The 21,670-nt window shown below is 61.5% G+C and carries 16 protein-coding genes; 14 read left to right on the top strand and 2 right to left on the bottom strand.

Annotated features, from left to right (window positions below; genetic code table 11):
- Positions 1-153: 153 nt before the first annotated feature.
- The 4 genes from QNJ86_RS11175 (at position 154) to QNJ86_RS11160 (ending at position 6,024) form a co-directional block, all read left to right on the top strand.
- Positions 154-753: a TetR/AcrR family transcriptional regulator gene (locus QNJ86_RS11175; RefSeq protein WP_283832710.1), complete on the top strand. Its 600-nt coding sequence runs from the start codon at positions 154-156 to the stop codon at positions 751-753.
- A gap of 210 nt (positions 754-963) precedes the next feature.
- Positions 964-3,201, top strand: coding sequence for an amino acid permease (locus tag QNJ86_RS11170; protein WP_283832709.1), 2,238 nt, complete (start codon positions 964-966; stop codon positions 3,199-3,201).
- An 88-nt stretch (positions 3,202-3,289) separates the two neighbouring features.
- Complete coding sequence (gad, locus tag QNJ86_RS11165) at positions 3,290-4,777, top strand: glutamate decarboxylase (RefSeq protein WP_283832708.1); 1,488 nt, start codon at positions 3,290-3,292, stop codon at positions 4,775-4,777.
- 557 nt (positions 4,778-5,334) lie between these two features.
- Positions 5,335-6,024 (top strand): type 1 glutamine amidotransferase domain-containing protein, encoded by a 690-nt coding sequence (locus QNJ86_RS11160; protein ID WP_283832707.1) that lies wholly within the window; start codon positions 5,335-5,337, stop codon positions 6,022-6,024.
- Between the two features lie 241 nt (positions 6,025-6,265).
- Here QNJ86_RS11160 and QNJ86_RS11155 read toward each other — a convergent pair whose 3' ends face one another.
- Both QNJ86_RS11155 and arcA read right to left on the bottom strand, forming a co-directional pair.
- Positions 6,266-6,865 carry a helix-turn-helix transcriptional regulator gene (locus QNJ86_RS11155; RefSeq protein WP_283832706.1) on the bottom strand — a complete coding sequence of 200 codons (600 nt, stop codon included), beginning with the start codon at positions 6,863-6,865 and terminating at the stop codon, positions 6,266-6,268.
- Positions 6,866-7,394: 529 nt separating this feature from the next.
- A complete protein-coding gene (gene arcA / locus QNJ86_RS11150; protein ID WP_283832705.1) occupies positions 7,395-8,612 on the bottom strand; it encodes an arginine deiminase in 1,218 nt (405 codons plus the stop codon).
- Between the two features lie 374 nt (positions 8,613-8,986).
- On the opposite strand from arcA, the gene QNJ86_RS11145 reads away from it, so the two are divergent.
- The 10 genes from QNJ86_RS11145 to QNJ86_RS11100 all read left to right on the top strand — a co-directional run bounded on the left by QNJ86_RS11145 (position 8,987) and on the right by QNJ86_RS11100 (position 21,661).
- Complete coding sequence (locus tag QNJ86_RS11145; protein ID WP_283832704.1) at positions 8,987-9,622, top strand: hypothetical protein; 636 nt, start codon at positions 8,987-8,989, stop codon at positions 9,620-9,622.
- Positions 9,622-9,942, top strand: coding sequence for a response regulator transcription factor (locus QNJ86_RS11140; RefSeq protein WP_283832703.1), 321 nt, complete (start codon positions 9,622-9,624; stop codon positions 9,940-9,942). The genes QNJ86_RS11145 and QNJ86_RS11140 overlap by 1 nt, the downstream gene beginning before the upstream one ends.
- Before the next feature lie 11 nt (positions 9,943-9,953).
- Positions 9,954-10,934 (top strand): alpha/beta fold hydrolase, encoded by a 981-nt coding sequence (locus QNJ86_RS11135; RefSeq protein ID WP_283832702.1) that lies wholly within the window; start codon positions 9,954-9,956, stop codon positions 10,932-10,934.
- A 262-nt stretch (positions 10,935-11,196) separates the two neighbouring features.
- Positions 11,197-12,063 carry a hypothetical protein gene (locus QNJ86_RS11130; protein WP_283832701.1) on the top strand — a complete coding sequence of 289 codons (867 nt, stop codon included), beginning with the start codon at positions 11,197-11,199 and terminating at the stop codon, positions 12,061-12,063.
- Positions 12,047-13,678 (top strand): hypothetical protein, encoded by a 1,632-nt coding sequence (locus QNJ86_RS11125; RefSeq protein WP_283832700.1) that lies wholly within the window; start codon positions 12,047-12,049, stop codon positions 13,676-13,678. The genes QNJ86_RS11130 and QNJ86_RS11125 overlap by 17 nt, the downstream gene beginning before the upstream one ends.
- A 164-nt stretch (positions 13,679-13,842) precedes the next feature.
- Positions 13,843-14,682: a 1,4-dihydroxy-2-naphthoyl-CoA synthase gene (gene menB / locus QNJ86_RS11120; RefSeq protein ID WP_283832699.1), complete on the top strand. Its 840-nt coding sequence runs from the start codon at positions 13,843-13,845 to the stop codon at positions 14,680-14,682.
- A 113-nt stretch (positions 14,683-14,795) separates the two neighbouring features.
- Positions 14,796-17,720: an AMP-binding protein gene (locus QNJ86_RS11115; protein ID WP_283832698.1), complete on the top strand. Its 2,925-nt coding sequence runs from the start codon at positions 14,796-14,798 to the stop codon at positions 17,718-17,720.
- Positions 17,721-17,841: 121 nt separating this feature from the next.
- Positions 17,842-19,407 carry a basic amino acid/polyamine antiporter gene (locus QNJ86_RS11110; protein ID WP_283832697.1) on the top strand — a complete coding sequence of 522 codons (1,566 nt, stop codon included), beginning with the start codon at positions 17,842-17,844 and terminating at the stop codon, positions 19,405-19,407.
- Between the two features lie 293 nt (positions 19,408-19,700).
- Entirely contained in the window at positions 19,701-20,276 is a 576-nt protein-coding gene (locus QNJ86_RS11105) for a xanthine phosphoribosyltransferase (protein ID WP_283832696.1), read from the top strand.
- Positions 20,273-21,661 (top strand): uracil-xanthine permease family protein, encoded by a 1,389-nt coding sequence (locus QNJ86_RS11100; protein WP_283832695.1) that lies wholly within the window; start codon positions 20,273-20,275, stop codon positions 21,659-21,661. The genes QNJ86_RS11105 and QNJ86_RS11100 overlap by 4 nt, the downstream gene beginning before the upstream one ends.
- Positions 21,662-21,670: the final 9 nt, after the last annotated feature.

Raw genomic sequence — 21,670 nt, 5'->3', positions numbered from 1 at the left:
TTACATGCGTGCGTGTGGAGATGCTAACGACCAGCGCTGCTTCCGTGAGTTCGGGCAGCGCTGGTTTTGCGCATGGCAACTTCGGCGGGGGCATGATACGATGGCAGTAACGCCGGAGCGGAGTTTCGGCTGGAGAGACACCGGGAGGTTTCGATGGGCGAGACGTCGGTAACGCCAAAGTCTTTGAAGGCGCAGATCACGCGCACCTCGCTGGTGCTGGCCGCCGCCGCGCTGCTGCGTGAAGAGGGGCCTAAGGCCGTTACGTACCGCAAGGTGGCGAAGTGGGCCGGTGCTGCCTCGTCGTCGGTGGGCTACTACTTCGATTCCGTGACCGAGCTTCTGCATGAGGCTGGCATGTACAACATTCAGCTGTGGGCGCAGCGTGCGGAAAAGGTGGCTGACCTGTGTGAAAGCCTGCCGCCTGAGGAATGTCGTGCGCGCATTACCGAGCTTCTGACGCGGGCCTGCCTGCCAGACGACTCCATTGTGCCCGCGGCGCACTATGCCCAGCTCATTGGCGCGGCCGATTCCTCGGTGGTTACGGAGGCCTACCGCAAGGGCCGCGTGCTGCTAGACGCCGCCATCGCGCGCATTCTCGATCGCGCGGGTGTGCCTATGACCCCGCGCATTGTGGGCGCTATTGTGGACGGCGCTGCTGTAGCGTCCATCTCCGAAGGCTACAACGTCCGCGAAATGGCCGCCAAACTGCTCGACGAAGCCATAGCCGCCTACGAAGCCGCCGAACGAGGGTAGGCGCTGGCTCCCTCTCCCTTTCTCTTTCTTCACTTCAACCCACAACAACACGGCCGTCTCACGGGTGGGCGACGGGTGGGTGAACCTTGCTTCTTCTCTTGCTAAGCGCTTTGCGCCGTCTGGTAGAACGGACGGACGCAAACGTTCGCGATTTCGCCTCTCTGTCTTTGGAGGGGGTGGCGGTCGCCAGGCAAGGAAAGGAGTTGGAGCATGAGCGAATCCCGTCAAAAGGCGGTCGCGCCCTCGGCTGATCCGGGCCCCATCGGGCAGGTAAGTAGGCCGTCGTTTAAGCGCACGCTGACATTCTTCGGATTTTTCGCCATCACTGCGTCTATGGTGATGACCGTCTATGAGTACCCGTCGTTCGCCTCGTCCGGTTTCCAGTTGGTGTTTTTCCTGATCATTGGAGGCCTGCTGTGGTTTTTGCCCGTCGCGCTGTGTGCGGCGGAAATGGCCACAGTAAAAGGATGGGAAACGGGCGGCATTTTCGCCTGGGTGGGCAACACGCTGGGCAGGCGCTGGGGTTTTGCGGCGCTGTTCTTCCAGTGGTTCCAGATTACCGTGGGTTTTGTGACCATGGCGTTCTTCATTTTGGCCGCGTTTGCCTACGTGGTGAAGTGGGATGCGCTGTATAACAACCCGCTGGTGATGTTCTTCGGCGTGGCGGCCATTGTGTGGCTGCTCACGTTGACCCAGCTCGGAGGCACAAAGTACACGGCGCGCATCTCGAAGGTGGGCTTCGTGGGCGGCATTATTGTGCCGGTTATTGTGCTGTTGGTGGGCCTGATTATCTATTTCGCAACGGGCGGCGTGTCGCAAATCAAGATGGATGCGGCTACGTTCGTGCCGAACTTCGGCAAAGTGGACACGCTGGTTATTTTCGCCTCGTTCATTCTTGCGTACATGGGCGTTGAGGCGTCCGCGTCGCACGTGAACGAGTTGAAAAACCCGAACCGCAACTACCCGCTGGCCATGATTGTGCTGGCCATCCTCACCATTGCGCTTGACGCGTTGGGTGGTTTGGCTGTGGCAACCACGCTGCCGGCGAACGTGCTGGACGGCAACTTGTCGTTCGGTGTGATTGAGGCATTCCGCGCCATTTACGTGCAGCACATTGGCCCGTCCATGAGCTGGATTGTGTTTGTGGTGGCGTTGCTGTTGGCGCTGGGCGTGCTGGCCGAGATTTCCGCGTGGATTGTGGGTCCGTCGCGCGCTTTGCTGGACACGGCGCACGATGGCATTCTGCCTCCCACGTTCAAGAAAGTGAACAAGAACGGCGTGTCTGTGAAGACCGTTGTCATTCAGGCATGCATCGTGACGGTGTGGGACGCCGTGCTGTGCGGCTCCATCGCACTGTCCGGCGGGTCAAGCTCCTCGGTGGGCTATCTGACGGCAATCGGCCTTACCGTGGTTATTTACCTGGTGGGTTACGTGCTGTTCTTCCTGGGGTACTTCTATCTCATCTTTAAGAAGAAGAACCTTGAGCGTTCGTTCCAACTGCCGGGTGGCACGCCGTTTAAGGCCATCGTGGCTGGTGTGGGCCTCATTATGACCGTGGCAACCCTTATTATTTCGTTCTTCCCGTCGTCGAACTTGGATGCGCAGTCCAACATGGTGTATCAGGCGACGTTGGGAGTTGCGTTCGTTATCTCCGTGGCCATTCCGTTCATCATTTACGCGCTGCGGAATCGCTGGACGCCTGATACGCAGGTGCCGGTTGGGCGCACGGCTGCGGCTGGTGCGGGCGCCGGCGCTGGCGCAGGTACTGGCGCGATGGCGGCGAACGCGAAGGCGGCTCATGCGACGGCGACTACGGGTGTGGCCAAGCAAACGGCCGTGCGTCCGTCCGATCCGCCTGCGGCTAACCCTGCGGTTGGTGCTTCGCCGGTGGCGAAGTCCAGTACGGTGGCCGATGCTCCTGGTGGCGCGGGCGCTACAGGTGCGGGCGCTGCGGGTTCCGCAGGCGGCATGGGCGCGGGTGCCGCAGGTGCCAAGACCAACAAGCGCACCAAGGCGCGCGACACCTTGCGCACCGATGCCACACCGAGTGGCGCGGGTGCGGCGGGTATGTCCGCTGGTGGCGGCCCTGGTTCCGACGTGGGAGCTACCATCGCGCGCGGCATCTCGGCGGCGGTGGTCAGCGTGACCAGCCGTCCGGCTGGCCCCATCTCCGTGGATTCCGGTTCTGCAGCCACTACGCATGATGTTCCGGCTGAGCCTCAGCCTGCTCACAGCACGGCGCCAAGCAGCAGTTCCGCTATGCCTGATGCCGCATCGAAGGATGCTGCCGATGTGCGCGATGAACTTATCGACCGCGAGGCGGCAGGTGACATGCGCAGCAGTGTGACCGAGGGCGTTGTGGGCGAGGGGCTTCCCCGTGCCGACGACGACACTCCGGATCCGCGTCGCGAGATCGGTCCCGACACCACCGGGCCAGCGTCCCGCTAGGCGCACCCCGTGCGGCCGCGCCCGATGTGGGCGGCCGCACGGATTCCAACCTTAGGTTCCAAACCATTTCGATATACAGGAGGTTCCCATGGAACAAACATCTACCAGCAAAGTGCTCGACAGCATGGACGAGGGCACGAAGTACCTCACGCCCATCTTCGGCTCCGAGGCATCCGACGCGCAGATGCCGCGCCTGAGGATGAACGACAAGCCGGTCGAGCCGCGCATTGCCTATGAGATGATCAAGGAGTATCTGTCCATCGAGGGCAACGCCACGCAGAACCTCACGACGTTCTGCCAGACTTACATGGAGCCCATGGCTACCAGGATCATGGCCGAAACGATGGAGAAAAACGCCATCGACAAGGACGAATACCCCATGACGGCCGACCTCGAGAACCGCTGCGTCGCCATGATTGGTGACTTGTGGCACGCGAATCCGGACGAGGAGCCTATGGGCACCTCCACGGTGGGTTCGTCCGAGGCTTGCATGCTGGGTGGTCTGGGCATGCTGTTCCGCTGGAAGAAGCTGGCGAAGGATGCTGGCATCGACATTTACACTGCTCAGCGCCCGAACCTGGTAATTTCTGCAGGCTATCAGGTGTGCTGGGAGAAGTTCTGCCGCTACTGGGACATCGAGATGCGTCTCGTGCCGCTTGAGAAGGATCACCTGTCCCTGAACATGGACACCGTCATGGACTACGTGGACGACCACACCATTGGTATCACGGCTATCCTGGGCATCACCTATACGGGCAAGTTCGACGACGTGAAGAAGCTCGACGAGCTGGTGGAGGCCTACAACCAGGAGCATCCGCAGCTGCCTATTCGCATTCACGTAGACGGCGCTTCGGGCGCTATGGTGGCTCCGTTCACGAACCCCGACCTTGAGTGGGACTTCCGCTTGAAGAACGTGTGGTCCATCAACACCTCTGGCCACAAGTATGGCCTGGTGTACCCCGGTGTTGGCTGGGTTGTGTGGCGCAGCAAGGAAGCGCTGCCGGAAGATCTCATCTTCTGGGTGAGCTACCTCGGTGGCAACGAGGCCACGATGGCTATTAACTTCTCGCGCTCGGCGTCGCAGATTGTGGGCCAGTACTACGTGCTGATGCGCAACGGCTTCGAGGGCTTCAAGGAGATTCAGGAGCGCACGCTAGACGTGGCGCGTTACCTGGCGCTTGAACTGGATGAAATGGGCATCTTCGAGATTTACGAGGACGCTTCCAACATCCCGATTGTGTGCTGGGGCCTGAAGGAAGACGCTGGCGTAGAGTGGTCGCTCTACGACCTGTCCGACCGCCTGCGCATGAGTGGTTGGCTGGTGCCGGCGTACCCGATGCCCGCTGACATGCAGGACACCACCGTGCAGCGCGTCGTGGCTCGTGCCGACTTCTCCATGCAGCTGGCAATCCGCCTGGTTGAGGACATGAAGAAGGAAATCGACACCCTGAACAAGGCCAAGTTCGTGACGGGCAACACCCAGGGCGTCATCCAAACCGGCTTCAACCACGGCGGCCGCGCCGCCGTAGATGCCGGCGACAAGGTGCAAACCAAGGCCCCCACGCCGCAAAAATAGCACCAAGCACTACGGTGTAACTGCATAACGGATTTCCCCGAGGGCCCCACACCAGGGCCCTCGGTTTTAATGTTTCACGATAAATAGCAGGAAACTTACTATTAAAAAAATTAAGCGCAATACAGGTTTGGGTTCACGACGATCCTCCTTGTACTATTCGTAATACGCGCAATGAAAAAAAGAATTAACAAGTTATCGGAACGTAGAGCCAAATGGTCACGCATTGCGTGACCATTTACTTGTGCATGGGGGGTATTTCGTCATATTCAATTGGTCAGACAGCGTCTGACCAATCTCAGAATGCTAGAGCGAATTGCTCATTAAAAAAGGGTTTCCAGATCAGATGTTTCACGTGAAACACTGTAATAAGTTGAGTATTTCACTTATTTAATTAACAAAGAACTTTGTTTGTGCACTTTAATTATGCCGTTTGACTTCGTGCGGGCAACGGGTCGGGGTTGTTGGTGAGGGCTGGGGCGAGGCTGCTTATGATCAGGGGCACTACTTGCACGCTGGGTGCTTTGTCTGGCTACGCTTCTCTTGGTAAAGGAGCATTGATGAACAAGAAAATTTTGATCGCACTTACGAACACTCCGACGTATGGGGAGAAAAATGATGCCACGGGGTTGTGGCTGGGCGAAGCAACCGAGTTTGTGGACGAGGTGAGCAAGCGCGGCTTTACTGTGGACTTCGTCAGCCCGAAGGGCGGGTACGTGCCGCTTGACCCGCGCAGCATGAAGCGGATGTATGTCGACGACGCCTCGTTTGAGCTGTATCGTTCCGCCGACTTTCAGGAGCGCGCGCTTGCGCACTCGCTTCGTCCTGACGAGGTGGACGCGGGAGAGTATGCGGCGCTGTACTACACCGGCGGACATGGCGTGATGTGGGATTTTCCTAGCAGTGAAGGGCTTGCACACTTGTGCCTTCAGATATACGACAACGGCGGTTATCTAACATCCGTGTGCCATGGCATTGCGGGGCTGCTGTTCGTGAAAGACCGCGGAGAATACCTGGTCATGGGCAAGAATATCACCGGCTTCACTACAACGGAGGAATACCTCAGCGGCCACAGCGCCGACATCCCCTTCTGGAACGAAAAAGTGGCGCAGGAGCACGGTGCTGTGTTCCACAAAAAGCGCCCGTTCGGCTCATACGCCCTCCAAGATGGACGAATCATCACCGGTCAAAACCCCGAGTCCCCCCGAGCCGTCGCGCGTCTGCTGCTGAAGAACTTGGATCCAGCGTAGTGCGAGCCCCGCGAGGTGCTGGAGACTGCCGCACTCCCCGCTGCGAAAAAGTGTGACGCGCTTCGCGCTATCAAGTACGCCAGGAGCCAGCCCGCATCCCCATCTTTACGACGCGGGCTGTGAAGGCGGATGAGTGCTGTTGGCATATTCGCCAGCGCGAAGCGCGTCACATATTCCCAGCCAAGCAACACGAAGCCACCCGCCCTGTGCACGGGGCGGGTGGCTGTCCCTAGCACTGCCTCTAACCTGCGTACGGGCTCATGCTTGTTCCGATGAGGCCGCCAACTACGAGGCCAAACGCTAGCGCCACTATGAGCAGTATGATGGTCTTGATTACGCGGTGCTGGCGGGCGCGTTGGCTTTTGGGATTGTTGCGGTCGATGGGCTCGCCCTTCGAGAACGCCACTAGCTCGCGGTAGGTCACCACGTCGTGCGCCCTCTTCATGAGCTCCACTTTCAGCAGCAGATACATGCCGAAACCCCACACCAACAGGCCAATGATGATGCTGGGTACAATGCCCCAGTTCCAAAACCCGATGCCGCCAACGAACAGGACGGCACCTGCAAAGGCAATCACCATGCCCACCGTCGCGTACGCTTGCATCTTCTGCGCGTCGTTTTTCAGCACGTCTTTCATGGTTTCCACGTCTCCTTTGATCAGTTCGTCTATTGTCGTGTCGAAGAGGACGCTCAGGAGCAGGAGGCTTTCCACATCGGGGTAGGTCTTGTCGGTTTCCCAGTTCGACACCGTTTGCCGCGACACATAAATGCGCTCCGCAAGGTCTTCCTGGGAAAGGCCGCGCTCCGTGCGATACTCCTTGATGTGCTTGCCCAGTTCCACGTTCGTCCTTTCGCTGATCTCAGGCTGCCATGTCGGGCACCACCTTACCACCAAAAGCCTTTGACACAGGGCTTTCTGGGCCAAATTAGCCTTGTCGAAAGTTTTTGACAAGTCCGTGAACAGGCATGATGCTGGCCGGTCTAGCGAGCGTCGGACTTTTACGGTTATAACCGTAAAACTTTGCAGAATAAAAAACTTTTCCAGTTATAACCGGAAAAGTCCGAAAAAATATGTTGATTGATACCAGACGCCTCGCCGCCCCCGCGCGCCCCGCGCGTCCGGCCTCCACCCCCCCCACAATAAAAACGCCTGCATTCCTCTTCGGTGTGCGGGAAGGGGAATGCAGGCTCTTATTGCCACCGCGTTGGTCGAATCCGGCTCTCGTTCGCCAAAACTAACCGGGTTCTGCGCAGCGGTTGCAAACAACTGAGGGGATGCCGGCCCTTTGGGGAGTAGGGCCGGCAGACGAGAAAGGCTACTTCGCGCGCGATCGCTTGCGCTCGCGCGCTCTCACGTGCACTCGCGCGTGCTAGTCCTCGCGCCAGATGGGCATGCTCATGCAGCGTGGGCCGCCACGGCCGCGGGACAGTTCGGCGGACGGGACCTCAATCACCTTCAGGCCCTTTTCCTTCAGCACCTTGTTCGTCACGTCGTTGCGCTCGTACACCACAATGGTGCCCGGCGCAATGCACAGCGTGTTGCTGCCGTCGTTCCACTGCTCGCGTTCGGCCGCAATACGGTCGCCGCCGCCACACGGAATCAGCTCCACGGGAACGCCCAGGTACTTCTCCAGAATGGCCTCAAGCGTGTCGTTCATCTCGCGCACCTTGATGCCGCCGTTCTCGGGCGTGATCTCGAACACCGTCAGCGGGCCCATGATGCCGGGGTGAATGGTGAACTTGTCAACATCGATCTGCGTAAACACCGTGTCCAGGTGCATGAACGCGCGGCTGTTCGGAATGTTGAACGCCAGGATGGTGTCGATGGGGCTGGTGGGGTCGTTGAAAATGTTTTTCGCAATGCCGTCGATGGCGTCGGGCTCCGTGCGCTGCGAGATGCCAATGGCCAGCACGTGCTCGTTCAGGTTCAGAATGTCGCCGCCTTCAATGTGGAAGGTGTTGTAGCGGCTATAGTACTGCGGCGTGCCCTTGAGCAGGGGATGGTGCGCGAAAATGTACTCGCCGTAGATGGTTTCGCGGTTGCGCGTGACCGAGTACATGCGGTTCAGCGACACCCCGTTGCCAATCATGGCGAACGGATCGCGCGTGAAATACAGGTTCGGCATGGGCGCAATTACCATCTTCGACGCCTCGCTCACCAGGTCAACCAGCGAGTTCGACTTGTCGGTGTGCAGCTCGGTGAGGTTGATGCCCTCCATGGTCTTCAGCACAAAGTCCTTGGCGTCGGGGTAGTTTTCCTGCATGTAGTCGAAGATGATGTTCTGGTAGCGCTCCGTGCGGATGCCCGCTTCTTCGATCCACTGCTTGAGGAACTGCTCGCGCAGCGCCGGGTCGGCCTCCAGCACCTCGGCCGTGAGGTCCTCCAGGTAGAACACCTCTACGCCGTTGTCGCGCAGCGCCTGAGCAAAAGCGTCGTGTTCCTCTTGGGCCACCTTCAGAAACGGGATGTCGTCGAACAGCAGCTCTTCGAGCGTGTTCGGGGTCAGGTTCAGCAACTCTTTGCCTGGGCGGTGCAGTAGCACTTGTTTCAAGGGCTTGATCTCGCTCTTGACGTTCACTCCAGCCATCGTGCAACCCTCCTTCTTCCTTCTTCGTGGGCTCCGCGTTCCTTTAGCACGCAAGCCTGTCTTCGCCAAGTGCCCCGGCGGCCTTCGCCGACCTCCGGATGCATTGGCCCCACCATGCGCCCTACGGCGGGTAAAGGGAAGATGTAAAGCGGGTGTAGCGGTGGCGCGACTGGGGTGTAGCGCGCGCGGCGGACCGCTACACCTACAATAAACCGCAGGTGAGGAAGGGAATAGGGCGAAGAGGGCGCGCGCAACCGCCCGCGGGCAGCCGAATGCGCGAGGGGGCAATCTGGCTGCCGTCCGGCGCGCCAACCTGCTATCATGGGCCGTGGCTCCGAAGGCGGCGCAAGGTTCGAGACAGGGAGGTGCCCGTTTTGGGGTTCGCGCTCTTCCATTACACGTTGTTTGTGCTGCTTGCGTCTATCCTGGCGTCGGCGACGTGCCTTTCGGCCTACCTCGTGTCGCGCAAGCGCACCATGCTGTTCGCGTTCGCGGGCTTTCTGTTTTACTTCTTTGATGTGGCCTGGGTATTCCAGGATGACTTCTTCTCGGGTGCTACGGTGGGACTCGGCGAGGCGTATGCGCTGGTCATGTCCCTGGCGCTGGTGGTAACGGGGTGCGGTTTCCTCACGTCGTTTTGGCTGCTTTTGTGCGATTACCTGGGCGAAGAGCGCCGCGCGCTGAAGGTGGTGCCGGCGATGGTGTTCGTGGTGGGCAGCGTGGCTGTGCTGTTGCTGGCTCCGGCGGGCGATGGCCGCAGCTTCGCGTTCTACTTCATGCGCGAGTTGTACCTGTTCTGGATGCTGGCGTACGCGGGCGTGCGCTTCCTGCGCGTAAAAGACCAGGCCGAACGCGGGCGGCTGCGCCGTCATCGCTGGCTGTACGTGCTTTTGTGGGTGCTGGGGCTCATGGTGGTGTTGGAAGACGCGCTGGTGTTTTTGCTGCCCGACCCCATTTTGTTGGGCCGCGCGCCTACGCGCCCGAGCGCAACTTCTCCGAGAATATACTGATGATGGCCTGCGCATTCTTCGCCTGCCGCGACGCGTTCCGCGCGCTGTCGCTGCGGTTCGAGCGCCCGCCCATGCACGAAGGCGGCCGCCAAGAAACGCTCATCGACAACAACCTCTTACTGTACGGCAAGCGTCACCGGCTGTCGGACCGCGAGTGCGAGGTGCTGCGCTACCTATTATTAGGTAAGGACAACCAGAACATCGCCTCCGCCATGCACCTGGCGCTGAGCACCGTAAAAGTGCACGTGCACAATATCCTGCAGAAAACCGGCCAGCCGAACCGCCAGGCCCTCGTCCAGGATTTCTGGAAGACGTCGTAGGGAGGCGTGCTGTGGAAGGGCGAGGTGAGCGCGGGTTTTTTGCGTACGGCGCGGTGCGGCATCGCTTTGTGCGATGGTGTGGCGAAGGTGACGTGCGCGACGAGGGTGGCGCACTCGGCGACGGTGGCTGTGGGGAAGGTGACCGCGAGGAAGAGCATGCGGGTGTCCCTTTGGTGCTGGTGCATGGGTTTGCGCAGAGCGCCGCTTCGTGGGAGGGCGTGGCTTCGCAGCTGGCGTCTGGGCGGGCGGTATATGCGTTTGAACTGGTAGGACATGGTGGCTCTGACTGCCCGGATGACGAGGCTGCCTACGAGCTGTCGGCGCAAGCTGAGGCGCTGCTGGCGTTTTTGGACTATGTGGCGAAGCGGGAAGCTTTTGCGTGTGGCGCTGGTAGTGGTGGCGAAACGCGCCCGGTAGTGGTGGGTTACTCGCTGGGCGGCCGCGTGGCGCTTACTGCTGCGTGTCGCGATGCGCAGGCGTTTGCCCAGCGCGTCAGCGACTTGGTGTTGGAAAGCGCCGGTCTGGGCCCTGCGACGTCGGACGAGCGCGCTGCGGCGGCAGAACGCGACGCAACCAACGCTGAGCGCCTGCGTGACCAGGGCCTCGAAGCATTCATGGACGCATGGGAGCGCTTGCCGCTGTTCGCAACTCAGCGTGCCCTGCCGCCTGAGGTGCGCGAACGCGTCCGCGCCGGTCGTCTCGCAAACAATGCCGAGGCTTTGGCGCTCACCTTTTTGCATGCCGGCCAGCACGTCATGCCCGCCCGCGACGAGGTACTTTCCACGCTGAAGCAGCTTGCAGACCAGGACGTTCCCGTTCTCTACCTCGCAGGCAGCCTCGACGAAAAGTACCGCCTTCTGGCCGAGTCCCTCGAAGCCCAGAACCTCTGCACCATCACCCTCATCACCCCCGCCGGTCACAACATCCACCTAGAAGCCCCCGCGCAGTTTTGCGAAACCATACACGCATTTACCGCAGCAGCTAGTCGGTAGGGTAAGGCTCTGCTTTGCCGTCAACCGCATATACTGCTGGGGGGTGGCGCGTTTTTCTAAAAAAATCTGACGTTTTCCCTGATCAACTAAGGTGTTTGGGAGCGGGCGTTTGGGCAATTTTTCGCTTACGTGTGGGGCGTGTCCTGTTATAGTTAACGTCAGAAAAACGCATAAACATTACTTTTGAGATGAGATATTTGAGGGCTGCCACGACGGGCTTTTGGCCGGTCTTTGGTTGCCCTGTCGTAGCATGAGGGGGAAGATGAACGCAGGACAGAAAATCGTCCAGAACGTGTGGCTGTTGATCGGTGCAGTTGCCTTCGTGCTTGCAGCACTGTGTGCAGTGAACTTCGTTTCAGCGCCGTCCGCTTTTGCGAGCGCGCCGGGTCCGGGGTATCAGGAAGGTGCCGCAGGCGCGAGTTCCGCCGGAGGTTCGGCGGGCGCTGGCGCGTTGACTGGCGGCACGGCGGGCGAAGAGTCGGCGGGCGCGTACGGTGCCGCTGGCGCAACGTCGCCGAGTGGCGCAGGTGCTGCCGCTGGGACTTCGGCCGGAGGTGCGAACGCCTCGGAGGCTACTGGTGCAGGTCAGGCGGCAGTAGGTTCCGAACAGAGAAGCGGCGCGAGCACGGAGCCCGGCAAGAGCGCTGGTGCGGCCTCTGCTGGAACGGCTGGCGCAGCCAAAGCTACGAAAAGCAAGCCCGTGCAGGTAGGTCCCTGGTTGGCGCAGGAGGATTCTGCGGCGCTCGCCACAGCTGAACGCACTGTTCATGAGGCAGAAAGCCAGGCGGCCGCGAAGGCCTCTCAGGCCGAGGCGGAACGTCTCGGAATTGGTATAGGTGCTGCGGTGTTAGCGGCGGCGTGCCTGGTGGCGGCCGTGGTGGCGTTCACGCGCTCGCGCGCCTCGCGCACTGTGCGCCCTGGGCAGGGTCCGCAGCCGCTCGTTATCGAGCGCGGTCTTCCCACCACGCCGCAGTCTGGCGGCACGGCGCCCCGCAGTGATTCTTCCCGCACATCCCCCTATCGCATTGAGACTGTTCGCATTGATGCCGTGCGCAACAGTCCCGCGCTCGCACAGAGTCAAAGCGCTGATCTTGGAATAAAGAAGGATACCCATGCACGAATCCGATAGCTCCGCCTCCCTCTCGTTATCCGACTTGCTTGCCGCAGCTGGTGACGAGTCACGCGACGAGGATACCGCTGCGCCCCTGTTCGCCTCAGAGCCTACACCGCGTCAGGAGCCTTCGCGCGCTGCTGATGACGCGGCCGACCCGTTGGCCGTGTTGTTTTCGCTGGGACTGACGAGCGAAGATGCAGATTCTGCTGAGGTTCCCGTCGCAACGGAAAAACTCGCAGACCCCGCTGAAAATACCTCGTTTGACCTGGCCTCCCTCTTGGGTGTCGAAAATGCTGGGCCCCTCGATGAACAGGTTGCAGAACCCGAGCCTCAAACGGATCTCGCTCAGCTGCTGGGAATAGCGGCAGATGCGACCCCCGCAAGGGAAGAGAAGCCCGCACCAAAAGCTGAGTCGAAGTTTGAGTTGAACTTCTCACCCGAGACGCAGGCGGAAGCGAAGCCAGAGCAGAAAGTCGCAGTGCCTGTTCAGGCTGAGCTGGCGGTTGAGCACAAGCAAGCAACTTCGTCCGAGGTTCATGCCGAGAAGCCCAAAGAAGCGCAATCTCCAGTGCAACCTGCAACCAACGAGGAAGTTGAGCCCTCCTATAAATCTAAGTGGGGAACCGAGCCCAAGATTGAGCGCAAGACTCCTTTTAATTCTGCATTGAAGCAGGATGTTCAGCCAGAGCGGCAGGAAGAAAAGCCTGCGAGCAAGCAAGAGGCCGCGGCCGACCTAAAAGAAGCGACGCAGGAACAGAAGCCAGAGGTGAAGACTCAACCAGACATTGAGCCTGCTCCCGAACCCGAAGTTGCGGCCGAATCTCAGCCCGAACCTCCGGTTACGGCTGAACCCGAACCAAAGCCCGAACCGCAACCTGAACCTCAGTCCGAGCCTCCGGTTGCTGCTAAACCTGAACCCCAGCCCGAACCAGAACCTGAGCCCGAACCAGAACCTCAGCCCGAACCCGCTCCCAAAGCGCAAGCCGAGCAAGAACCTGCCTCTGATTCCGCGACCGAAGCCACTAAGCCTCTCCCCACACCTGAGCAGGAGAAAGAGCCCTCGGAGGACGCTGAGTGGCAGGCGCTTGAGCCGCTTATTGAGGCGCATGCTGCGCCCGACGGCACGCCAGCTGCGCCGTTTGTGCCCACGCCGGAGAAGCGTCGCGCGGCCGAGAAGGTGGCCGCCGCCAAGGGTCGCCGCCGCTTGCGTGTGGCTGCGGTCGTGCTCACCGTGATTGCTCTCGCCTTGGGAAGCATCGCCGTGTACACGTTCGCCCTACCTCACACTCAACCAGGCGCTTCCGCTGCGGCAACCCAGGGGGCGTCCGAGGTGACGTACGGCTATCGCGTGAAAGCGTCAAACGGCACCTGGTGTGATGCGCGCGAAACGGCGCGCTACAATGACGCCAGCCAGCTCGTATCCAGCACGGTTGAGGTCACTTTCCCCTCGCCCGACGAGGCCGAGTCCTTCATTACCCAGATGAAGACAGATTTCGGTAGCCAACTCACCGACTCGTCAATCGACGGCGCGCGCGCAAGCGTCACCCTGCAAGCGAGCGGTGAAGAGGTGTCGCGTGGAGCCTACGAAGCCCTTCTCCAGCAGAATCTCGATGGGTTCCGGAAACTCTAGCGCTGCGGTGTCCTTATACCGATCGTTGACTCCTGCCGTTTCTTTTCCGCATCTTTAAGCCACCCGGTCGCGCTCAGGCGCACAACGCGGTAGTATAGGAGCATCCATACGAAATCCTCCTCATAAGGCGTATTCGGACACGGGTGCGCAACGAAAGGACGGCCATGGGCGACATCGCGTGGCAAGCGGGCAAGACGTACCGCGAGATCATCTACGAAACGTGCGACGGCATAGCCAAAATCACTATCAACCGGCCCGAACGCCGCAACGCGTTCACCCCGCTCACCGTGAATGAACTCTACGACGCCTTTACCGAGGCGCGCGACGATGCGGGCATTGGCGTTATCATTCTCACCGGCGCGAATCACGGTGGCCGCCACGAGGACGAGGCGTTCTGCTCTGGCGGCGACCAGAAAATCCGCGGCAACGGTGGTTACGTGGGCGAGGACAGCATCCCGCGCCTCAACGTGCTTGACCTGCAGCGACTCATTCGCGTGGTGCCCAAGCCTGTCATTGCCATGGTGAACGGCTATGCCATCGGTGGCGGCCACGTGCTGCACATTTTGTGCGACCTGTCCATCGCGGCCGAAACGGCGAAGTTTGGCCAGACGGGCCCCAAGGTGGGCAGTTTCGATGCCGGTTACGGCGCGGGCTACCTTGCCAACATCGTGGGTCAGAAGAAGGCGCGCGAGATCTGGTACTTGTGCCGCCAGTACACCGCGGCCGAGGCGCTGGAGATGGGCCTGGTCAACAAGGTAGTTCCGTTCGAAGACTTGGAAGCGGAATGTGTGGCGTGGGCGCGCGAAATGCTGCAGTTCAGCCCCACGGCGCTGCGCTTCATGAAGGCGTCGTTCAACGCGGCCACCGACGGCCTCGCGGGCATTCAGCAGCTTGCCGGCGACGCGACGCTTCTGTACTACACCACTGACGAGGCGAAAGAGGGCCGCGACGCGTTCAAGGAGAAGCGCGCGCCCGACTTCACGCAGTTCCCGAAGTTCCCGTAAGCGCGGTTGCACGAACGCGGCGCCGCACGCGGGGGGGATGAGGCGGCACAACGTGGGGCCGCTCGCGGCGAAATCAGGGTTCGAACGCGAAAGAAAGCAGGAACAACAGGCCAATGATCAGCGCATTCGAAAGCATGGTGCGGCGCTATCCGCAAAGGACGTGCTTTACGTATGTCGATGAGGCGGGCAGTGAGTCGCCGTTCTCGTATCGCGAAGTGCGCATGCTGTCGGCCGCGCTGGCTCGTCACCTGCAGGCGAAGGGGGTCGGCCGCGGCGATTACGTGGCGGTGGATTTGCCGAACTGCCCGCTGTACGTGCTGCTGATTCTGGCCGCTGCTTACGGCAGCTTCACGCTGGTGGCCGTCAACAACCGCCTCACCGACAGTGAGAAGCTGGGGCGCGTGCTGGAACTGGAGCGTTGTCAGGGCATGCACGTGGCGTATCGGGTGGATGAGTCGCGTGCTGAATCGTTGTTCAATCATGCGGTGGCGCTTCTGGCAGGCGAAGAGCGTGCCGCTTCCAGTGCGGCTCGTGCTGCGCGTACCAGTTTCACGGCGCGCACGAAAGCGGCGACGGCTGCACCGCGTTCGGCCCGCGGCCTGGGACGGGCCACGTCGCTGCGCGCCGCGCGACGACGTCGCGACGAAACGGTGCGCCAGGACGCGCTGGAAGAAATCATCCACTTCGCCGAGCGCGCGGCCCACGTGTTTGATGCCAAGGCGCGCGCCCTCGTCATGTTCACCTCGGGCACCACGGGCAAGCCCAAGGCGGTCGCCCTCACCTGGGACCAGCTGTTTCGCTCGGCCAAGGCGTCCAGCGCCGTGTTGAATGACGCGAACGGGGGACTCTGGCAAGCTGCGCTGCCGCTCTTCCACATTGGCGGCTTCCAGGTAATCGTGCGCGCCCTGCTGGGGTACACGCCGTTCATTCTGTACCGCCGCTTCGACGCCGCGCGGGTGCTGACCGACGCCGCGCGCTCGCGCGCCACGCATCTTTCTGTGGTGGACAAGATGCTGCAAGATCTGCTGAACGAAGACGTGCAGGGTACGTTGAAGAACTACCGTTGCATTCTGCTGGGAGGGAGCGCGTCGAACCCGCGGACGCTTGCGCGCGCTCTGGCTGCCGGCGCGCGCGTGTACGCGAGCTACGGCATGACTGAAACGTCCAGTCAGATTGCAAACCAGCTGGTCACGTCCACGTTTGATGGCGGCTTGCGGCTGCTTCCCGGCTACGAGGTGCGCATTGTGGGGCCCGACGCGCAGGGCTTCGGCCGCCTGGGGGTGAAGGGGCCGGGCGTGTTCGAGGGCTACCTGAACGCGCGCGCCGCCTACACGGTCGACGGGTTTTTCCTCACGGGGGATACAGCGGCGCTGGTCAACGGGCGGTTGTACGTGAAGGAACGCACGGCCGACATGTTCGTGTCGGGTGGCGAAAACGTGTATCCGGCCGAGATTCGCGACAAGCTGCTGCGCGTGCCGGGCGTGGCCGACGCCTACGTGTTCGGCGCGCCGGATGCCACGTGGGGCCGCCGCCCCGTCGCGTTTGTGGAACGCGAGCCGCAGGAGGGCGCGCCCGCAACCGGCACCGCGCCAGCTGCTGGGTCAGCCGCCGCGCCCGCAGCTGCCTCCCCGTCGCGTGGCGCGCGGCAGGGAACTCCCTTGTCAGCGAAGCAGTTCGCCTCCGTCGTGCGGCAAAGCCTAACCCCGCAGCTGTCGAAACTCTACCAACCGCGCCACCTGTTCGCGCTGGATGAACTGCCGCGCACGGGCATCGGCAAGATCGACCGCGCCGCGCTGGAAGCGCTCTATGAGCAGCGCATCGAAGTGACGCGCGTCACGCTCCACCGCGTGCGCCTCCCGTTCCTCCGCCCGTTCTCTACGGCGAAGGGTGCGCTCTACACGCGCGAATCTGTCATCGTGGAAGTGGAAGACCACGAGGGGCGCATTGGCCTGGGCGAATGCGTGGCGTTCCCCACCGATTGGTACTTACCCGAAACGCTCGACCAGGATGTGCGCGTGCTGCAAGACGTGCTGGCCCCGCTCGTTCTGTCCGAGGCGTACCTGCATCCGAGCGAGGTGAGCGCGTCGTTTGCCGCCTGCCCCGCCGCGGCGGGCTTTCCGCTGGCCCAGGGCGCGTTGGAGCCGGCGCTGTGGGATTTGTACGGCAAGATAGTGGGCAAGCCCCTTTGGCAGCTCATTGGCGGCACCGCTCCTGCTCAGTGTCAGGGTGCGGGCGCGCAGGGGCCCCTCGGAAGCGCGGTCACGTCACACGCGGCCACGTCGCCCTCGGTTCCCGCCGGTGCCGTGGTGGGCATTGGTTCGCCCGCCGACACAGTGGCCGCGGTGCGTCGGTGTGTGCAAGCGGGCTATCGCCGCGTGAAGTTGAAGGTGGCGCCGGGTTCGCTCGCCGCCGTGCGCGCCGTGCGCGACGCCTTCCCGCAGCTTATGGTTACCTTGGACGCAAACCAAAGCTTCACCGAGCAGCACCTCGACGAGTTGCGCGCTCTCGATAGCTGCGGCACAGCCGGGATAGAAGAGCCCCTAGACCTGCGACGCATCGCAACTTCAACCTCGTCCGACGCGTTCGAGCGCTTGGCCCGCCTGCAACGCAGCCTGCGCACGCCGGTGTGCCTGGACGAATCCATCGTCACCGCCGCCGATTTAGCTCGCGCGCTCAGCCATCCCGAGCTGCGTTGCTACGCGTTGAAGCTGGCGAAGCTGGGCGGCGTGCAGCCCTCGCTCGATTTTGTGCGACTGGCGCGCTCGCGAGGTCTGCGTGTGTGGATGGGAGGCATGTATGACACCGGCGTGTCAAAACGCCTGCACGCCGCCTTCGAAACGCTGCCCGGCATCGATGCGCCCGGCGACATTGGGGCCACCGCGCGCTACTTCGCCACCGACATTACCAACCCGCCGCACACCGCCGAGCGCGGCATGGTCACCCTCAATCGCGCTGGTCACACGCACGGTCTTGGCTGCGATCTCAACCGCACCGCCCTGGCAAGCGTGCTCGTTGACCGCATCATCATCGAACGCTAGCGCCCGCCCGCGCGTCGCCCTTCGCCACGCTATCAGTAGTAAAACATTGGGGAACGAGGCAGAACCTTTTGGCATCCTGCGGTATTATGGTGCGGTCAATCCGACGAGGAACGGTGATCCCATGAGCGTTTCCGCATCGCACCACCCCGCTTCAACAGTGAACGCGGCTTCTGTCGCTGCCCCTACGGTCTCGCCTGCGGGGGGAGGCGAAGTGGCAACAACCCCCGGATCCAGCGCGCCCGACACGCCACAAACCCACGGTGGTCTGGGCATCTTCCGACTGGTTACCACGGTTATCACGCTCATTGTGGGCGGCGGCGTATTCACACTGGCGGGCGACCAGGCCGCTGGCGGCGCGAGCGGCGCGGCCATCCTCACGGCGTGGAGCATCTCCGGCGTGGGTGTGTTCTGCCTGGTGATGACGTTCTTCGCGCTTTCGCGCATCAAACCCGAGTTGAAAGGCGGCATCTACAGCTACGCGTCCGCCGGCTTCGGCGACTTCCTCGGTTTCAACAGCGCGTGGGGCTACTGGATTAGCGCGCTTCTGTGTACGGTAAGTTTCTCGGCGCTTCTGTGCGGGGCGCTTGCGTACTTCTTCCCCATCTTTGAAGACGGCACGAACCTGCCGTCGGTCATTGCGGCCAGCTGCCTCATCTGGTTCTACGTGTTCCTCGTGTCGCGCGGCATCAAAGAGGCCACCGGCGTGAACGCCGTCATCACCATCAGCAAGTTCGTGCCCATCTTCGTGGGCATTACCGCCATTATCTTCCTGCAGAAGTTCGACCCAGCCATCTTTATGGCGAACTTTGCGCAGGGCGCCGACCCCAGCCTGCCGTTTTTCGACCAGGTGAGCAACACTATGATGGTAACCATCTGGGTGTTCGTGGGTATTGAAGGCGCGGTGGCCATCTCCGGCCGTGCCAAGAAGGAACGCGACGTGGGCAAGGCCACCATCATAGCGTTTGTGTGCGTGCTGTCCATCTACCTGATGGTGAGCGTGCTGTCCATGGGCGTGATGCCGCTGGCCGACCTGGCCGAACTGCCGAACCCGGCACTCGCCGGCGTGCTTGAGCATGCGGTGGGGCCGTGGGGTGCCACCCTCATCAACGGCGGCGTGGTGCTGTCGCTGGTGGGCGCGATGCTGGGCTACACGGTGCTCTCCAGCGAGTCGCCCTACGAGGCCGCTGAGCAGGGCGTTTTCATCAAAGCCTTCGCGAAAACCAACAAGAAGGGCGCGCCCATCGTCACGCTCATTGTGACGAACCTTATTGTTGAAGCTTTTCTCATTGTCATGCTGTTCTCCGATAGTACGTACCAGTTCTTCTATACGCTTTCGGCCGGCATGATTTTGCTGCCGTACCTGCTTTCCGCCGCGTACTTTGCCAAGCTCGCCTTTACACAGCCTGAGTCGTTCAAGGGCAAGGTGGGCGGCAACCTGACGCTCTGGCGCATCTTTGGCATCTTTGGCGTGGTGTACAGCTTCTTCCTGGCGTTCGCAAGCGGCGCGGTGGGGCTTACCATCATGTCGCTGTTGTACGCGCCGGGCATCCTCATGTATATCAAGGGGAAGAAGGAACGCGGCGAGCCGTACCTGAAGAGCACGCTCGACAAGGTGGTGGTGGCCATCATTTTGGCGGCCGCCCTTGTGTCCATCGTGCTTATTGCGACGGGAGCCGTGGTTATTTAGCTGACGGATACAGGGCAAAAATAGTGGTTTACCCGGGCGTGGATGTTTGGGTGTACTACTAGACGAGCCGCGGGGAGCGCTCGGTCCTTGCGGCTCTAAAAACCGCTTTGGCGGTCTTGCTCGGGGCACTCCTTTTTCTTGCGGGAGGGGGCGCCTTTCCTATCACCATCGCTCGCTTGATGATGCTTCCCACATTTCCCGTTTTCAACCTGGCGCTTGTCCTTTACACTGTCTTCCAAAGGTTTTGCGCCGCCCGGGGGGCTGGCGCATGGGGCGGACGACGGAGGCGGTGCATGGAGCTGTTGGAGGAGCGCATCAGGCGCGACGGAGTAGTGAAGTCCGAGGGCGTTCTCAAGGTGGACAGCTTCCTCAACCACCAGTTGGACATTGACCTGTTCGACGCCATGGGCGCGGAGTTCAAGCGCCTGTTTGCCGATGTGCCGGTCACAAAAATCCTCACCATTGAGGCGTCGGGCATTGGCATTGCGTGTGTGGTGGCGCGCCACTTCGGCGTGCCGGTGGTGTTCGCGAAGAAGGCGCAGTCCATCAACCTCGACGGCGAGATGTACACCACGCGCATTCAGTCGTTCACGCACGGGCGCATCTACGACGTTATTGTATCCAAGAAATTTCTCGGCCCCACCGATCACGTGCTTATCATCGACGACTTCCTGGCGAACGGCTGCGCGCTGAACGGGCTCATTGAGCTGGTGGACGAGGCGGGTGCCACCGTGGAGGGCATCGGCATTGCGGTGGAGAAGGGCTTCCAGCCGGGTGGCGCGGAGTTGCGTGCGCGCGGCTATCGGTTGGAGTCGCTTGCCATTGTGGAGTCGATGGACCCCGACACGGGGGAGGTTGTGTTCCGATGAAACTCAAGGAGTTCAACCACGAAAACCTGTTCAAACTCGATGGCGACATCCCGCTTCTGCGCGCGGTGCCCTACGGCATCCAGCACATTCTGGCCATGTTTGTGGCCAACCTCGCGCCCATCCTTATTGTGGCAGGTGTGGCGGGCCTCGGCGAGGCGCAGACGGGCACGCTCGTGCAAAGCGCCATGCTCATTGCGGGTATCGGCACGCTCATCCAGCTGTTCCCGCTGTGGCGCGTGGGCTCGGGGCTGCCCATTGTGATGGGCATCAGCTTTACGTTCGTGACGGTGCTCACGGGCGTGGTGGCCACGTACGGCTACAGTGCGGCCATCGGGGCCATTATTGTGGGCGGCATCATTGAGGGTGTGTTGGGCCTGTTCGCGAAGTACTGGCGGCGCATTATTTCGCCCATTGTGGCGGCAGTGGTGGTGACGGCCATCGGGTTTTCGCTGCTGGGTGTGGGCGCGACATCGTTTGGCGGCGGGAGCGGCGCGCCTGATTTCGGCTCGCCGCAAAATCTCATACTGGGTACGGTGTCGCTGGCGGCATGTCTGGTATTCCAAGTGCTGGCGAAGGGGAAGACCAAGCAGCTGTCGGTGTTGTTTGGCCTGATTGTGGGCTATGTGCTAGCAGTCTTCATGGGCGCAGTGGACTTCAGCGGGTTTGCGAACGTGGGACTGTTCGCGCTGCCGCAACTCATGCCCTTCACGCCGGAGTTTAACCTGGGCGCCATTGTGTCGGTGACGCTTATCTTCTTGGTGTCCGCCACCGAGACCATCGGCGACACTTCGGCGCTAACTATGGTGGGCCTCAACCGCGAGGTGCGCGAGAAGGAGCTGTCGGGCTCCATCGCCTGCGACGGCTTCGTGAGCTCGCTTTCCGCGTGCTTCGGCTGTCTGCCCATCACGTCGTTCTCGCAGAACGTGGGCCTGGTGGCTATGACGAAGGTGGTCAACCGGCGCGCCATCGCCACGGGTGCCGTCATCATGATTTTGGCGGCGTTTCTGCCGGTCATTAGCGTAGTGTTCTCGTCGCTGCCGGAGGCGGTGCTGGGCGGCTGCACCATCATGATGTTCGGCAACATTATTGTGAGCGGTTTCCAGATGATTGCGCGTGCTGGCTTCACGCAGCGCAACATTGTGATTTCAGCGTTGTCGTTGGCCGTAGGGATTGGGTTTACGCAGGTGGGCGACTTGTTTGCCATCTTCCCGGAGCTGGTGCAAAGCGTGTTCGCGCAAAACTGCGTAGCCGTGGTGTTCCTGGTGGCGGTGGTGGCGAACCTCGTGCTGCCGAAAGAGCCGGCTGTTGATGAGGTGGCAAAACCAGCCGAGGCCGCGCCTGTTACTGACGCCGACGAGGAAGACCTGATCGCAGCAGGTGCCTAGCGCTTCGCT

The organism is Gordonibacter faecis, from assembly GCF_030077735.1.
GTDB lineage: Bacteria > Actinomycetota > Coriobacteriia > Coriobacteriales > Eggerthellaceae > Gordonibacter > Gordonibacter faecis.
Note: the sequence above shows the minus strand (reverse complement) of the source record. Positions and strands in the feature narration are given on the sequence as shown.